Consider the following 14484-nt stretch of genomic DNA (forward strand, 5'->3'; position numbering starts at 1 on the left):
TGATATTCAGTAATATGATCATACTGATTTTTGTATATGGGGGAGAGCGCTAAATATGGATGCCAATCTTATTAGTAGAATTGAATCTTTTTTGAACAAAAGTGAGTTCAAAGGGTTTAAAGGAATGCCAGCAACCGACGAAGAAATATTGAATGCTGAACAAGTTTTAAATGTAAAGTTTAACGAAGAGTATATTCAATTTATTAAAATATTTGGAGGTGCTTGTGTCGGCTTAAATATACATGCATTTAATAACGGAAGTTTTATTGGAAAAAGTACTGTAGTTGAACTTACACATTGGTTTAAAAAAGGTGGAGAAGATATGATTCCGCATGAATTGAAGGATGCCTATGTTATTTCAAATGATGGCTCAGGGAATCCTATTTTAACTTCTTTCAGCAAATGCCTTTTGTAGCGGCAGCTAGGCAGATCATGTTTTTTTATCTTATGAAAAAGCGAAAAAATATAATAAAGAGTATCACGAAGATTTTAGTGAATTTAAAGAAAGCCATTGGATATTTGCCGAAAGTGGGAGAGGCGATTTTTGGATAATTGATCTTGATGATATAAAATCACCACCAACCGTATTTTTTTATGATCATGACCTTGAGGATTTTAGTTCTGAAAACATGGTGAATATGTCAATGAATATACTAGAGTGGTTTGAGTTAGCAGATTTAATTTCTCAACTTCATAACGAAAGTTTTTATGATGAAGATTGTAGATTAAAGGAGCATTGGAAACAAAAAGCCATTGAAGAAATTGAAAAGATTAAAACAGGGCTTTCAAAAAATTCCCCCTTTCAATTATTTGGAATAGGGATAACTTGATTTGGATTATTTAGGCGAACCTTTTAGATGGTAACGACGAAATGGTGTACTTTATATTGAGTTTGATGTTCCTATTAAATGATAAATGATAGAAAGGGGAATAAAACAATTAAAAAGGGTTTATTGCCCTTTGTTTTTGCTACTCAGTATGGAAATTACAAAAGACCTTATATTTTAAAAGATGAAAGGTAATTTTCTTGAATTTACAAATGGAGTGGATTTATGGATATAAAAGAAGCGTTTGGTATAATTTGTGATGGGTTAATAAGTGAAAATTCAGTACCAGTAAAATTAAGAACGAATAGGGAATTAGATTCGGTTTTATTAAATCAAGTGAGAGAGGCACTGGATGTATTAACACAATACTATAAGGATAAAGAGACAGTTCCCAAAAAGGTAGCATTAGCTATGGTTGATATCTATGGTGCATTTTCATTTCAAGCAGGATATTTTGACGTTGAGTTTTTGGAAGAATTAGAGGGAATAGGTATTGAGTTACAGGAAAAGGCAACAGAACTTTTTTCTGAATGATTTTTTCAGAAGGCTTTAAAGGAACCATGATTTGTGATGGTTATTCGGCATACGCTAATCTATCTGATGTCACGTTCGCCAACTGTAGGGCGCATGTGCGACGTTATTGGCTGGAAAGCCGATAGCAAAAACGGGCAAATTGGCGTGGATTACTGTGATCAACTGTATCACCTAGAACGTCAAACGCCGAAAATCACGGCAAAAACATTCAAAGCCGATTGTAGAGAAATTCTTAAAATGGGTGGAGAATCACCTTTCTTCGGAAAAAATACCTTAGCCAAAGTTGCGGAATACACATTAAATCGTGTACATGGATTAAAAGCTTTTCTGTTCGACGGTAGGATGGAAATCGATAATAATCCGGCTGAAAATGCGATTCGTCCAAATGTGATTGGTCGTAAGAACTGGCTTTTCTCTGTTAGTGAAGCAGGCGCTAAAGCGAAAGCCATCTGTTTAAGTTTGGCTGAAACGGCAAAAGCAAACGGCATCGATTTCTATCAATACCTAGTGACGTTAATGACAGAATTGCCAAATTTACCGATTCATCAGCAGCCAGAGATTTTAAATAATTACATGCCTTGGTCGAAAAAAATCCAAGCCACATGTACAAACTAGCCATCTATCCGAAAAAAATTAGGATAGATGGCCATTCGTCGTGTGTACCGAAAAGGTGCGCTTTTTTTTATATTTTGGGCTTACTCTATATCGGAGAAATTGTAGCGCAAACAATTGTTTCTACACAAGATACGTCATTCGTTTTGGATACTTTATATCAATTCTACCGCAAGGCTGCATCTTGCATAGCGATCAAGGTTCTGTGTACACATCATATGCGTATCAAAAATCAGTCAAAGAAAAAGGAATTACCCTAAGCATGTCCCGCAAAGGCACGCCCACTGATAATTCCCCAATTGAAACGTTCTATCTCGACGAAATCTACCGCACGACAAATGCGCATATGATACAAATCGCCGAAGACTAAATTACCTATAATAACAATATCCGTATTCAAACAAAATTTAACAGCCAGTCCCCCATACCTGAATGAAAACACTGATATCATTCAAAAAATAACGTTACATCTGCCAGTTTACTTAAGCTAAAATGCTCTCTGACTGTATAATAGTTGGTTTATAGAAATTTCGCAACTTCATGTACCTACAATAATTTAGATTACAATTATGTTTATATAGTAACTAATTCAGCTTTCTTTTTCTTAAGTGGTGCAAGCTCTGGTAGACGTACCCAACTTAAACCAAGCGTTCCTTCACCTGCATGAACCGCTACACAAGCACTTAGTGGTAATACGGAGAAGTTTATGAGCGGATATTCGTTCTCTAAAGCTTTTTTCCAAGCGGTTGCGCCTTCTTCATCATTACAGTGAATAATTGCAACTTCAGGGATAATACTTTTTTCTAGATCTGTATTTAAAACATTTTGTACATATGTTTTAGCTCTAGTCGTAGCGCGTACTTTTTCTTTCATAACCGGCTTCCCATCTTCAAATGATATGACAACTTTAATATTCAACAAGTTACTTAAAAATGCTTGAGTCCCTGAAACTCGACCACTTTTATGTAATTGTGATAAGTTAGCCGGAATAAATGAAAGCTCACTGTTATCTGCCATCTCATTGATTCTTTCAACAATATAGCCAGGTTCAAAACCTTCACGCTCTAACTGCTGACCGAGTTTAATCATTTTCATCATCGGAAATGACCCGATTTTTGAATCCACTGGATATACTTCAAATTCAGCTTGACCAGCTGCTGTGAAAGTGCTTTGATAAGTGCCCGAAAGATGTTGAGAGGTATGAATTGCAATTGCACATGTATACCCTTGTTCTTTTAATGATTTATATAAGTCTACAACTTCACCAATAGCAGGTTGTGATGTCTTTGGATTTTTTTTAGCATTTCGTAGCTTTTCGTAAAACTGATCATGTGTCATATCAACAGTTTCGCGTAAAGCCCCTTCTTCGAACACTATATTAAGTGGTAATACGTGAATTTGATTGTCCTGTATGAACTTTTCATCTAACAATGCTGCTGTATCTGTAACCCATGCAATTTTCTTTCCCATTTAAAAGTAATCCCCTTCATCTATCGTAGAATATTATTCATTTTATCTTATGCAACTATACACAGATAAGATCATCATGAGTAGTGATATTTATAATACTGTATTTATTTTTTTATAATCTTCGACATTATTTCGACAATAATTGCGATAAAAATAGCATTTTATAAGCATACGGTAAGCTATCTAATATTTCATTCGCTAATTGTTGGACGCATATACGACGTTATTGGCTGAAACCCGATAGCGAAAATGGGAAAATCGGCTTGGATTACTGTGATCAACTGTATCGCTTAGAACGGCAATATAAGCATCTCTTACCAGGAAAGCGTCGTAAAGCACAGCAAAAGCAATCAAAACCGATTGTCGAAAAGTTTCAGGAATGGGTAGATAAATCGCCATTCTTCGGAAAAAAACACCTTGGATAAGGTTTCCAAAAACACATTAAATCGTGTACATGGGTTAAAAGTTTCTCTGTTCGATGGTCGGATTGGAATTGATAATAATCCAGCTGAAAATCCGATTCGTCCTAATGTGATTGGCCGAAAGAACTGGCGTTTTTCTGTGAGTGAAGCTGGTGCTAAAGCGCATGCACTGCTTGAGTCTGGCTGAAACAGCAAAAGCGAATGGTATCGATTTCTATCAATATTTAGTTAAACTAAGGATGGAGCTGCCGAATTTACCGATCCATCAGCAACCCCAAATTTTAAATAAATACATGCCTTGGTCGAAAAATATCCAAGCCACATGTGCAAAATAGCCATCTATTCGAAAAAAATTTCAGATAGATGGACATTCGTAGTGCGGTCCGGAAAGGTGCGCATATTTTTTATATTTCGGGCTCACAGAGTTATTTAAAGAATTGAGTGAATATGGTCATTAAAATATCTTATTATTTTCGTCACTTAAACTTGGGGATAATGTAATCTAAGGTGTTTTGAGAAGGTTATTATGTGTCGGTGATAGTTTTCACTAGGCAGCTTATTTTATAAGGAGCTTCTATTTAAATGAATAAACGATATAAAAGCCCCTCCTAATCACTCGGCTATGGAGCGAATAGGAAGGGCTTTGATTATTCTTATTTTTGGAACAATTCAATAACCACTCCGAAAAGCGTTTAGCGGTTATTACTCATGCGAATTAACCTTGCTGCGTTCACTCGCCTGGTCCTGTTCCTGTTCCGTTTGCTCCGACTGTGCCGTTTGCTCCGACTGTGCCGGTTGTTCCGACTGTTCCGTTTGCTCCGATTGTGTCGGTTGCTGCTCAGACTGCTCTTTCTTCATTCCGAGTTTTTTGCGAATAAAGCCCCAAATCGCTCCGCCGAACAGCAAAAGCACGATCCAAAACTTCTTCAAAAGAGGGATTAGCACAGCAAGCAAGCCCGCTTTTTTTGCAACCGCTAGACCCGCGCCTCCAAGAATTAATCCAGTCAAGCCAAATTCAGCTACCTTATCGGTTTTTTTGTCAAAATCCTCATAGCGCTGACCTTGCTTTAAGTTAAACTGCTTTAGAATCTTGTTGTTAAACACTATACGATCGGCCTGCAAATTCGCCGGATCTGAGACGAGTATCGCTGAGATATAGCCTTCGCGGGATAGAATTCGCACATTGTAGTTAATAACACCGTTGTTCTGATTATCATGCGCCAATAAAGACCACGACAAACTATGTAATTGGTTGTCGTAGAATGGAGCAACATCCCATTTGTCAACGAATAACTGATTTTCAGGGCTTAACTCCTTATTCATTTCTTCCGTACCTTCTTTGTAGCTTTCCAACAAGGCATCAGCATCGATTTCCGTTTTCTCGTCGTCTTCTATATGTCCAGATTCTTCATATTCGAAATAAACGGCCCAAGTCTGATTTTCATCCTTTGGGAAAACCACACCGATTTCTGACCCGCTTGGTTCCATTCCGCCCTGAGTTAGATACTTTTTCGTATCTTCGGCATTAAGAAAAAGAAAATCACTGCCTAACTCCAGTTCTGCTAAATTGGTCCCTACGTCGACTTTCTGTCCACCTTCTACCCAATTCAGCTCCTCTTCGGCGTATGCGGGAACCGCACACGCCATTATAATAAGAGTCATAACAGTTACTGATTTTAATAGTTTTGCAATCAACGATTTCAAAAATAGCTTCCTCCCAAATCTGTGTTCTTACGCTGCGGACGACTTGTCCTTATTTCCTTTAAATAAATGAATGGCTACTAGGATGGCGCCGATACCTGCAAAAGCAATTTCAACAAAGGTTTCGCCTCCGCCAAAAATTTTGCCAAAAACGGTAAATAATTTGAATTGTATACCGAATTGCGGCAGTATGAATGCCCCTAACCCTAAAATTAAAAATATAATACCAGTACGTAACATAATTAACCTCCTTGATAAAATAATGGAAAAATACTTCTGTAGATTATCATATAAACCAAAATGTGGCAACGGTGTAAATAGTCATATAACTTTTGTTGTAATTAAGAATCGATGGAAATAAGAGGATGTTTTTCTGGAGGTTGGATTTTCTATATAAAAACGATTTACCAACCAACTAACTACTATATAAAATCCGGTCGCATTGTTTATCTGTTCGAAAGCGAAGCAAGAGCAACAAACGTTTTCAGTAGCGAAAGCAAAGCGTCAGCTACAATTACTTCAATGCGAAATCGACAGGTGTTTTTCGGAATTTATTGACAATAGTTCAGTTTTTATTGCTTTATTTTTGTGTTAACCTATTTTTAATTATAGTTAGCGCACGAGACTAGGACATTATCGGTGCCATTATATTTTAATTGGAGCAACTGGTTTACCAGTATACGTATATTGAGATGCGCTCAAATATGCGATTGTATCTCTTCAGTCATACATACGGTTTAGTAGAAGCAAAGGGGCTGTAGCAAAAAAATGAAATACCTAACTCAGTCGATTTTTAAAAATGAAAACGGCAGTAAAATTAGATTTCTAGAAACATCTGAAGAAATGAAAAGGGAGTTAAAAGAAAATTTTAAACTCCCTTTTTTAAGTCAAACACTTTTGGAATGGTACAGTGACTTACCTGAATCTAAAGACCTAATGTTTGAATGGACTAACGACTTCTATTTAGTTGGTAAGGAAAATCTAATGAATGCTTTAGAAGGTTACAGATTTATTAAAGAAGATAAAGGTTGGGTAGATTTCTCGGAGAAAATGAAATGGAACCAAAATTGGATTATTATTTCCATTTGGAGCGGAAATCCAGTGATTGCAGATGTAAGTAAAGTGGAAACACCGATTTATTATGATTATGTTGGAGGAGAATTTTCCCCAAAACTTCTAGTGGATTCACTAGAAAAGTTCGACTACTTTTTATCTGTATGGCTGGATAAACATGATGATAAGTACTATAAAAGTGGTGCATATCAATCTAATTTTTATGAGTCAATGGAGAAGGAGTGGAAAACTAAATTAAATAATGAAGAAATTAAAAATATATGCGAATTTCTTCCTATTACAAAATCAAAAGAAAATTTTGCACCAAGTGCGCAACGAGTTAAAGAAAAAGTTAAAAAACATTATGTGTATCTTGATGATCCAGGAAAGAATAAATCAAAAGTAATCTTAGCAGTAAAAAAAGAAACAGGTCTATCATTCGATGAAATACGAAATCAATTAAATAGTACTGGATTTCTAATAGCTGAAGGATATGGGGAAAATACTTTAGTTTTGGCTGATTATTTTACTTCGTTAGGTGCTAAAGTAAGAACTGAGCAAAACTGAAATATTAGTGGTTTGTGTGTAGGTATGACATAAATGATAAGAAGTGGAGTCTTTATGAGAAAATTAAATCCTAGTCAAGAAAAATTTTTTAGGACATTACATGAAGTTCAAGAAGATGTAGTACAGGTTGCTCTTAGTAAATGTAAATGCAGTTGTGAAAATATTGAAGCATTATTATACGATGTAACTTACGATACCATTTTTAAGATAATGGAGCTTATTGATGGTTATTCAAAAGATGATTTACAGTTAGATATTATTGAAAAAGACAGTAAAAAATCTTTGAAGGAAAATATTCAGTTACATGATGCTTGTGTAGATTTCATCAAAGCATGAGTTTCAAATTCTAAAACATTATGCAATGTAAATAAGATTTTTAAAGAGGTGAAAAGAATATGAATGATATAAATGAATTACGACATAAATATATTTCTTTATATGATGATGTTGATGGAATTTCTAAAAATTACTTGGATAAAATTGAACAGAATCTTCAAGTAAAACTACCAAATGACTTTCGTGAAATATCTAGTTACTACAGTGGAGGAGATATAGGAGGGGAAAATATACATTCTTATGTATTTTCTGATCCAACAAATCTTATAGGAGAGACTTTGAGAATTAGAGAAGCGGTTGGTTTACCGAATAGATTTGTTGTTATTGCTGAACTTGATATGAGTATTATTGTTATGGATACTGAAGACAAGCCTTCCATCATATGGCTTGATTCTGTAGAAATAACTAAATTAGAAAAGCAAGATTTTATTTCTAAGCCAGATGTATGGGAGGACTTTTCTGACTTTTTTAATTGCTTACTAGATGTGGAAGAGGAAGAACGTAAATATTAAGGTTAATAGAGGATTTATCGTCAAATTCTTTTCATATAAAAAGGAGAAGTTATGTTAACTGAAGAACAGATTTTTTTGAATGTTTATGAAAAAAAATGTTATGACCGTTTTTATAAATACTACAAGTACAGTTTAGATGGCAAAGAATCATTTCAAAACGAAGATATAGAATTGTACGCTATTAATGGACTTTCTCTATATGGTCAAGAAGATATATTAGACTTGAGTAAATTGAGTACTTTTAGTGGAGTTAAAGCAATTGCTTTAAATAGGTATCACTATACTTCTGTTGATACTCTTTCAAATTTTAGAAAGCTTGAATATTTCCAAATATTAAATTTATGCGACAATTTAATTCCTTTTAATAACTTTGAAAGACTATGGTGTGCAGAAATAAATTACGATAAAAAAACTTGTAATTTAATTTTTGATAATTTGAAACTAGAGTATCTTACTCTTCATAATTATAAAGAGAAACATCATAATGATTTGTCTAAATTAAAAAATGTAAAGAGACTTCATCTTAACCAATTCAAGTTGGGGAATCTTGAGTTTATATCTCAATTGCAAAATATTGAATTTCTTGGTGTTTCTTATAATAGGAAATTAGCCACTATAAAAGATTTAGATACAACTAATCTAAAGGGTCTTAGTATTGTAAATTGTAAAAAAATAGCTGATTGGGAAACTATATCTGAATTACAAGAAGTAGAGGAAATATACTTAGGAGATTGCGGCGAGATTGAATCGGTAACATTTCTAAACGCGCTTCCAAATCTTAAGAAACTGATGATCACAGGTAATACAACAATTAAGGATGGATTATTGAAAGAAATTATTGGAAAACCAGGTATTGAAATAGCTAATATAACATTAAAAAAACATTATGATATAACTGATGATGATTTGATTAGATTCAAATTTGTTCAGTATTAAGGTTTACAGAACAATACAACTTTTTCTGATAGATAGGAGTGATTAAATATGTCTTTAGAAAAACTAAAAACGATTTTATCTGTACCTGCAAAAACTTTTGGCGCAGGAGATATATTTCAATGGAAAGAGGCTGAAAAGGAGTTAGGCTCAAAATTCCCATTAGATTATAAAGAATTTATTTCTACCTATGGAACAGGTTGGATCGGCGACTTTTTATGGATTTACTCCCCATTTACTTGCGATAATAACTTGAATTTTTTTATAAGGTCAAAAGAAGAGAACGAAGCTTATTTTACTTCAAAACAAAAATTGCCTGATGATTTTCCTCGAAATTTATTTCCAGAGGAAGGTGGATTGCTTCCTTTCGGGGGAACAGATAATGGCGATGTATTAAATTGGATTACCTCAAATGACCCGGAAAACTGGTCCATATTGTTCTATGATGGAAGATCAGGTGTTTCCTATGAATATAAATGCTCGTTGGTTGAATTTCTTTATGGTGTCTCTAGTGGAAATATAACTTGTCATCTATTCCCTGATGATCTATTAGATATTGATCTTGAATATATAGTAGGAGAGGTAGATTGAAATAAATACTAAATTGATTGAAATGATTAGGTGAAATAAGCTAGTGTATTAGGTGCGGCAGTCGAATTACAAATCGAACCATTTTTAAATTACATGGAAGAGTCGGAGGATGGAATTGAAGATGTAAGTTATTTGGTAGTAAGTAGGGAAAGAAATACTATGCATAGATACTTAATAATCCTAAGTTAATCCCTTTTACAGCCGAAGATTATGAAACTTTATTCGGCATCGCAGATGAAATATGTTTTGAAAAATTCGGTGAGTCAACTGGAATATATTAGCGCAATCGGTACTGAAACTGTTAAATAAGGATTGTTTTGTATATTTGACGCACCTGGTTAAAAAATAGATCATGGTAAAGAGAATGACTATTTTTCCTACAAATTTATGTCTTGTGATAAGTTTGTAGAAAAATTAATTCAACTCTAAGTAGCTATGGAGGAAAAATGTCCGAGTTTTTTATTGATGAAAGTAATGGTAGTGATATTTGGGGTGAATATAAAATTATAGAAAATGAATGTAATAATGTTAGAGAGTTGTTAGTGAAGCATAAGGATATGCAAAATATTCTAAAGAAAGCTTTTGATTCACCATATGAATGTACAATGGCTTTAAAGTTTTTGCAGTATCTCACTCATCCAGACGAGTTGGAAATCATAGAAAAATTAATGCCACAATTAGTTGATATTGCGATCTATGGAAATCCAACGAATATTACCTACTCTAGGAAAGTGATTGGATTAGTTAATAGAAAATGGTTAGAAGAAAATATTGGGGGCTATATAGAACAGATTTCCATTTTGGAACCAGATGATGAAGAATGGAAGTATAGAAGAGTGGCTGAATTATATGTTCATTTAGGATTCGAAAAGTTATTAAATAATCATTTATCTTTCTGTAGTAACCACGATTCACTGGAAATAAAAGAGATTGCTGAGGATTTTGGTACTTGAAAATCGATTACCCCCTTTATAAAACCTAACTGATATGTAAATTAAATATTTATCCTAAATATTACTGGAAAACATACATCATTTTTGCATATAGATGATGTCTTTTGTGTATAAGGCAAGAAATACAATAATTGGTTTCGTAGCGTATTAACATTATGGGAAAGCAAGGAGAGTTAAGAGTAATCGAAATGTAGTTATTTGGTATCGTAGGTTCAATATGGATGGAGGAAATAATGGAATATACTGTAATATTTATGGGTATTGTGGCGGTGTCTCAGAATGGATAAAAAAACTGTTGAGCTGTTCTCTAACATGGGTTTTCCTCTTAAAAGTGTTAGTTATGATGTGAACTATCAGAAGTTAGAGAGGAAGAGCATTAAAAATTTTCAAAGTGAATTCAATGAAATGGATGAAGATTATTTGGAAAGTTTATTTTCATTTACGTTATTTAAGGGTAAAAGTATGAAAGTTCCAAGCTCATGGGAATATGGGATAAGGTTTGATTAACCCAGTAGAGAGTTACAGATTTTCTTTAATACAAGCTTAGAAATTAACCATACAAAAATTCTTGTAAATCTATTAACTGCATACTTAGATGATAAAGAAGTCAATTTTGGATATTTTTCATATGAAACAATTTGGGGTAAAGGTGAGAGTCTAGATTTATATATGGCGGATAATCATATTTGGTGGCTTGCATTAAATCCTAGAAATAGGAATGTACTTTACAATTCTTCTCCTAAACTAAGGCATATATATCCAGTCAACATTATAAATCGTGAATTTTTAGAGTATGAAGATGCTACCTTTTCATGTAAAGACTGGATGTTAAATCCTTAAAATGGTATTTTAGAAGAAATAGGGCGAGGAAATTGGTTGTGGACAGTTCCAGAAGAACGCCTACATAATAGGGAAGTTTTTCTATGAAAAAAAATTTTTAATTGGAGTAAAAGGTCAGAATTTCGGTTTAGATTAAATATAGTTAATGCAAAGGGTCTATGGGAAATTTGTATTTAATTTAAAAAGAAATAATATGTCATCTTAAAAAGCGGAGAATGTTTAAAATGAACAAAGAGCTTCTTAACAAGATAGATAACTTTCTGAGAAAAGAAGAAAATAGCAGTCGTCTTATTGGTAAACCTGCGAGTATTAAAGAAATTAATAATGCAGAAACGTTTTTAAATGTAAAATTTAATGATCAATATATAGAATTTATTAAATTATTTGGCGGGGCTTATGGAGGATTAGCAATCAGAGCTTTTAGCAATGGAGATTTAATTGGAAAGTCAACAGTCGTCGAGCTCACTTTAAAATTTAGAAGGATATTTGAAGAAGCAATATTTGACTTTGAAGACGTGGAATTTGAAGGTAAAAGTATAGTATTTTTACTAAAAAATTCCTATGTTAATTCAGATGATGGTTCAGGGAATCCAATTCTAATGAATGAAAATGGGAAAATATTTATTTTTCTACATGATTCAGGAGAAGTCGAATTTTTATATAATTCGTTAGAAGAATTATTATTCGAAACTTATTCAAACATATCATAAAAGGCCTCAGTAGCTTATGTGCACAATGATTGGATAGTCTTGATTTACTACTATGATGAACTTGTACCCTCAATCCAAAATTACATGATCTCCGTTTCAGGATTTAATGGTTTTCCAAATCTCCAACTAGATTCTTTCGGAGAAGGTTGTCTCGCATTAATTTTTCCTAAGGAATACATCATCGACATAATTACAATCCAAACAGGAGAATCGTTTGAAATTAAGAAAATTCAGACGGTTTTTGGTTCAAAGGATTCATCGTCCGATAGAGTATAAGTTATGCAACTAGTACACAGAGAGTTCAGAATTTTTGGAGCTGTTACATAATAAGGATGGGCATAGGGATTGGTGGGTTATATTTTAAAGGATAAGGAGAAAAAATGATTAATACGAATTTTATTGAAAGATTACAAAATATAGATTGGTTTAAAAATGGTGGGAAAGATTTTTCAATATCAGGATTTCCTATCAACATCCAATTCGTTAGTTCAGTTGATGATTTGAAAAATTCAATTGCATCACCTTCGTGGGAACAACTAACTTTGGAAGCAAGAAATAGATTAACAACTTTTTTACATAAATATAATATGAATGAATATCGACGTTGGAATGAAATAACAGGGTATTATAAGGGAAATTTAAATACAGTAACTGAAACAATTAAAAACTATGCAGATCTAAATGGATTAGGGAAAATGTTCGTAGATGATGTCTTATGGATCGTTTTTGGTGCGGCTATGGAAAACCATTATTTATCTATTAATAGGAAAATACCTGTATTTTTCAAGTACTTAATTGACGTTTATTCTGTAGGGAATATTCCTTGTGGATGGATAGGCGAGATTAAAGAAGATTACACAGGAGCACCAATTGACCTTTCGAAAGGTACATTAAAAGTATATTAAAAAAATATTCACTACAAAAAGTTAAATGCCCATGAGGTGAGTAAATTGGAATTTGAAATAATAATTAACCCCAATTTTAAGATTGGACTACGTGATTTAGAAGATTCAACGATATCTGAAGCACTAGATAATAGGTATGTTAATAGCCAATATTTTATAATGAGATGGCATGATAGGTCATTAAGAATCAATTATGGAACACAAATAGCAGAGGGCATAAGTGATGTTGTTAAAATGTTAGAGGCAATAAAACAAAGAGAGAAGCGGTTTGTTGTAACTTTCCCAAGTCAAGCATTTTTCGAAACTTGGATATGTAACATTGAAAAATGTAATATTAACATTAATTGGGATAGTCGGGATGACTATCGTAGTATTACGATGACAATAGATTTATATATAAAAGAGTGGCTCAAGCTTTTGCAGCAACTACGACAAGTCCTGGTAGAAACTGGATACAATAGTACCAATCTAGTAGATTTTTATTTGTTTGAAAATCTCAAAAGATTTAATTCTTAATAAATCTATCTTTTAAAGCAGTAAGAGAAAGTTGTTGAAATAAAACTTCAACTATTGCCGCGATACACAAAGGGAATGCAGGAAACAATTACAACTAGTTTTCCAAATTTGTTGTATAAACAAGACTTTTGAGGGGGCCTGAGAAGCGATGATGTACATTGAGCGATGGTGGGGAGAATATATCGGTGGAACCGATGATACATGCACTTTAATCGACTATTTCGTTAACAGAGAATTTGAGTTGGATATTCCAACAGAAATTAACGTTAAAAATATTTTGAAAGACTTTCAACTGAATAATACTCGGGAAATAAAAGACTTACGCCAAACAAAAGACATTTACTATATTATAGAAAAAGAGTTTTTTCAAGATATAGGTTGTGTGATCAATTTGTTGATGGATATCACGGCTATTATTCTGGAATGTCAAAAAAACGGTAAGGTTCATCTTACGGATTTGGATGGCGGCATCATGGACAAAAATGCTGTTATTTCTTTAAAAGTGGAAAAAGAAGAAATGGCTTTTTTGAGGGGAGTATTGGAAGATTTTATTCATCACCCTTTAAGTTATGATTTGGCGGAGTTTTGCCCGGAAGATGATATGCGAGAAATTGCAAAGCAATGCAACGAGATTATAACAGAACTAAATATATAAATTTACATATAAATGCAACGGTGGAATGAACATAATAAACAACAGGAAATCGGCAGGTTTCTGAGCCATTCGCCTGAGGAATGCATTGGAATGGTTTTGCGACAAGGTCGAGGGATGATGTGGATAGACTGAAACACACATGCTATATACCTGTATTTTTAGCGTATGAGGCAGCAGACCAAATAGCCTGATTGGATACTCTGAAAGAAGTAATTGATCACATTTAGGAGCTTTCGGAGGGAGAACTGTGTCTGATTTATTACACTTCTTAATTGAGAAATTAGGGATACAGAATCCTGTAAAGAAAAGGTCATGCAGCCGGTAATAGACTAGGTATTTAAAAGATA

The 14484-nt window shown here is 33.5% G+C and carries 19 protein-coding genes and 2 pseudogenes; 18 read left to right on the plus strand and 3 right to left on the minus strand.

Translation table 11 applies throughout. The annotated features are described in order from the left end of the window. Positions 1-55: 55 nt before the first annotated feature. From ACYQ73_RS23535 to ACYQ73_RS23560, 6 genes and pseudogenes are all read left to right on the plus strand, one after another. Entirely contained in the window at positions 56-415 is a 360-nt protein-coding gene (locus tag ACYQ73_RS23535; protein WP_460014664.1) for an SMI1/KNR4 family protein, read from the plus strand. A 229-nt stretch (positions 416-644) separates the two neighbouring features. Beyond that, a complete protein-coding gene (locus ACYQ73_RS23540; RefSeq protein ID WP_460014665.1) occupies positions 645-830 on the plus strand; it encodes a hypothetical protein in 186 nt (61 codons plus the stop codon). A 222-nt stretch (positions 831-1052) separates the two neighbouring features. Beyond that, positions 1053-1361 carry a hypothetical protein gene (locus tag ACYQ73_RS23545; protein ID WP_460014666.1) on the plus strand — a complete coding sequence of 103 codons (309 nt, stop codon included), beginning with the start codon at positions 1053-1055 and terminating at the stop codon, positions 1359-1361. Continuing rightward, positions 1358-1486 carry an IS66 family transposase gene (locus ACYQ73_RS23550; protein WP_460014667.1) on the plus strand — a complete coding sequence of 43 codons (129 nt, stop codon included), beginning with the start codon at positions 1358-1360 and terminating at the stop codon, positions 1484-1486. Before ACYQ73_RS23545 ends, ACYQ73_RS23550 begins: the two co-directional genes overlap by 4 nt. Further along, a complete protein-coding gene (locus ACYQ73_RS23555) occupies positions 1428-1976 on the plus strand; it encodes an IS66 family transposase (protein ID WP_460014668.1) in 549 nt (182 codons plus the stop codon). The genes ACYQ73_RS23550 and ACYQ73_RS23555 overlap by 59 nt, the downstream gene beginning before the upstream one ends. 83 nt (positions 1977-2059) lie before the next feature. Beyond that, positions 2060-2286, plus strand: a pseudogene (locus tag ACYQ73_RS23560) (DDE-type integrase/transposase/recombinase); the annotation flags it as partial. Between the two features lie 260 nt (positions 2287-2546). Here the strand turns inward: ACYQ73_RS23560 and ACYQ73_RS23565 are convergent. Continuing rightward, positions 2547-3443 carry a DegV family protein gene (locus tag ACYQ73_RS23565; protein ID WP_323646460.1) on the minus strand — a complete coding sequence of 299 codons (897 nt, stop codon included), beginning with the start codon at positions 3441-3443 and terminating at the stop codon, positions 2547-2549. Between the two features lie 167 nt (positions 3444-3610). On the opposite strand from ACYQ73_RS23565, the pseudogene ACYQ73_RS23570 reads away from it, so the two are divergent. Continuing rightward, positions 3611-4200: pseudogene (locus ACYQ73_RS23570) on the plus strand (IS66 family transposase); the annotation flags it as partial. Positions 4201-4567: 367 nt separating this feature from the next. Here ACYQ73_RS23570 and ACYQ73_RS23575 read toward each other — a convergent pair. Then, a complete protein-coding gene (locus ACYQ73_RS23575; RefSeq protein ID WP_460014669.1) occupies positions 4568-5569 on the minus strand; it encodes a DUF2167 domain-containing protein in 1002 nt (333 codons plus the stop codon). Between the two features lie 27 nt (positions 5570-5596). Further along, positions 5597-5806 carry a hypothetical protein gene (locus tag ACYQ73_RS23580; protein ID WP_460014670.1) on the minus strand — a complete coding sequence of 70 codons (210 nt, stop codon included), beginning with the start codon at positions 5804-5806 and terminating at the stop codon, positions 5597-5599. 528 nt (positions 5807-6334) lie between these two features. On the opposite strand from ACYQ73_RS23580, the gene ACYQ73_RS23585 reads away from it, so the two are divergent. The 11 genes from ACYQ73_RS23585 (at position 6335) to ACYQ73_RS23635 (ending at position 14137) form a co-directional block, all read left to right on the plus strand. Beyond that, the gene (locus ACYQ73_RS23585; RefSeq protein ID WP_460014671.1) at positions 6335-7186 is read left to right on the plus strand and encodes a hypothetical protein; all 852 of its coding nucleotides are present in this window, start codon (positions 6335-6337) and stop codon (positions 7184-7186) included. 54 nt (positions 7187-7240) lie between these two features. Then, positions 7241-7522 carry a hypothetical protein gene (locus ACYQ73_RS23590; protein ID WP_460014672.1) on the plus strand — a complete coding sequence of 94 codons (282 nt, stop codon included), beginning with the start codon at positions 7241-7243 and terminating at the stop codon, positions 7520-7522. 59 nt (positions 7523-7581) lie between these two features. After that, complete coding sequence (locus tag ACYQ73_RS23595; protein WP_460014673.1) at positions 7582-8034, plus strand: SMI1/KNR4 family protein; 453 nt, start codon at positions 7582-7584, stop codon at positions 8032-8034. Positions 8035-8085: 51 nt separating this feature from the next. Further along, on the plus strand, positions 8086-8970 hold the full coding sequence (locus tag ACYQ73_RS23600; protein ID WP_460014674.1) for a leucine-rich repeat domain-containing protein: 885 nt from the start codon (positions 8086-8088) through the stop codon (positions 8968-8970). Between the two features lie 48 nt (positions 8971-9018). Continuing rightward, positions 9019-9558 carry an SMI1/KNR4 family protein gene (locus ACYQ73_RS23605; protein ID WP_460014675.1) on the plus strand — a complete coding sequence of 180 codons (540 nt, stop codon included), beginning with the start codon at positions 9019-9021 and terminating at the stop codon, positions 9556-9558. A 446-nt stretch (positions 9559-10004) separates the two neighbouring features. Then, positions 10005-10511 carry a hypothetical protein gene (locus ACYQ73_RS23610; RefSeq protein ID WP_460014676.1) on the plus strand — a complete coding sequence of 169 codons (507 nt, stop codon included), beginning with the start codon at positions 10005-10007 and terminating at the stop codon, positions 10509-10511. Positions 10512-10790: 279 nt separating this feature from the next. Then, the gene (locus tag ACYQ73_RS23615) at positions 10791-11018 is read left to right on the plus strand and encodes a hypothetical protein (RefSeq protein WP_460014677.1); all 228 of its coding nucleotides are present in this window, start codon (positions 10791-10793) and stop codon (positions 11016-11018) included. Positions 11019-11575: 557 nt separating this feature from the next. Beyond that, positions 11576-12061: an SMI1/KNR4 family protein gene (locus tag ACYQ73_RS23620; RefSeq protein ID WP_460014678.1), complete on the plus strand. Its 486-nt coding sequence runs from the start codon at positions 11576-11578 to the stop codon at positions 12059-12061. A gap of 380 nt (positions 12062-12441) precedes the next feature. Continuing rightward, positions 12442-12966: a hypothetical protein gene (locus ACYQ73_RS23625; protein WP_460014679.1), complete on the plus strand. Its 525-nt coding sequence runs from the start codon at positions 12442-12444 to the stop codon at positions 12964-12966. 45 nt (positions 12967-13011) lie between these two features. After that, complete coding sequence (locus tag ACYQ73_RS23630; RefSeq protein WP_460014680.1) at positions 13012-13482, plus strand: hypothetical protein; 471 nt, start codon at positions 13012-13014, stop codon at positions 13480-13482. A 148-nt stretch (positions 13483-13630) separates the two neighbouring features. Further along, the gene (locus ACYQ73_RS23635) at positions 13631-14137 is read left to right on the plus strand and encodes an imm68 putative immunity domain-containing protein (protein WP_460014681.1); all 507 of its coding nucleotides are present in this window, start codon (positions 13631-13633) and stop codon (positions 14135-14137) included. Positions 14138-14484 lie beyond the last annotated feature (347 nt).

The sequence above is a fragment of the Lysinibacillus sp. CTST325 genome, assembly GCF_054665055.1.

Excerpts from the sequence above, each read along its gene's own strand:
- ACYQ73_RS23580 (WP_460014670.1), bottom strand. The coding sequence starts at position 5,806 with ATGTTACGTACTGGTATTATATTTTTAATTTTAGGGTTAGGGGCATTC.
- ACYQ73_RS23545 (WP_460014666.1), top strand. The coding sequence starts at position 1,053 with ATGGATATAAAAGAAGCGTTTGGTATAATTTGTGATGGGTTAATAAGT.
- ACYQ73_RS23635 (WP_460014681.1), top strand. The coding sequence starts at position 13,631 with ATGATGTACATTGAGCGATGGTGGGGAGAATATATCGGTGGAACCGAT.
- ACYQ73_RS23555 (WP_460014668.1), top strand. The coding sequence starts at position 1,428 with ATGTCACGTTCGCCAACTGTAGGGCGCATGTGCGACGTTATTGGCTGG.
- ACYQ73_RS23595 (WP_460014673.1), top strand. The coding sequence starts at position 7,582 with ATGAATGATATAAATGAATTACGACATAAATATATTTCTTTATATGAT.
- ACYQ73_RS23590 (WP_460014672.1), top strand. The coding sequence starts at position 7,241 with ATGAGAAAATTAAATCCTAGTCAAGAAAAATTTTTTAGGACATTACAT.
- ACYQ73_RS23610 (WP_460014676.1), top strand. The coding sequence starts at position 10,005 with ATGTCCGAGTTTTTTATTGATGAAAGTAATGGTAGTGATATTTGGGGT.
- ACYQ73_RS23535 (WP_460014664.1), top strand. The coding sequence starts at position 56 with ATGGATGCCAATCTTATTAGTAGAATTGAATCTTTTTTGAACAAAAGT.
- ACYQ73_RS23600 (WP_460014674.1), top strand. The coding sequence starts at position 8,086 with ATGTTAACTGAAGAACAGATTTTTTTGAATGTTTATGAAAAAAAATGT.
- ACYQ73_RS23605 (WP_460014675.1), top strand. The coding sequence starts at position 9,019 with ATGTCTTTAGAAAAACTAAAAACGATTTTATCTGTACCTGCAAAAACT.
- ACYQ73_RS23620 (WP_460014678.1), top strand. The coding sequence starts at position 11,576 with ATGAACAAAGAGCTTCTTAACAAGATAGATAACTTTCTGAGAAAAGAA.
- ACYQ73_RS23550 (WP_460014667.1), top strand. The coding sequence starts at position 1,358 with ATGATTTTTTCAGAAGGCTTTAAAGGAACCATGATTTGTGATGGTTAT.
- ACYQ73_RS23585 (WP_460014671.1), top strand. The coding sequence starts at position 6,335 with ATGAAATACCTAACTCAGTCGATTTTTAAAAATGAAAACGGCAGTAAA.
- ACYQ73_RS23565 (WP_323646460.1), bottom strand. The coding sequence starts at position 3,443 with ATGGGAAAGAAAATTGCATGGGTTACAGATACAGCAGCATTGTTAGAT.
- ACYQ73_RS23625 (WP_460014679.1), top strand. The coding sequence starts at position 12,442 with ATGATTAATACGAATTTTATTGAAAGATTACAAAATATAGATTGGTTT.
- ACYQ73_RS23540 (WP_460014665.1), top strand. The coding sequence starts at position 645 with ATGAATATACTAGAGTGGTTTGAGTTAGCAGATTTAATTTCTCAACTT.
- ACYQ73_RS23615 (WP_460014677.1), top strand. The coding sequence starts at position 10,791 with ATGGATAAAAAAACTGTTGAGCTGTTCTCTAACATGGGTTTTCCTCTT.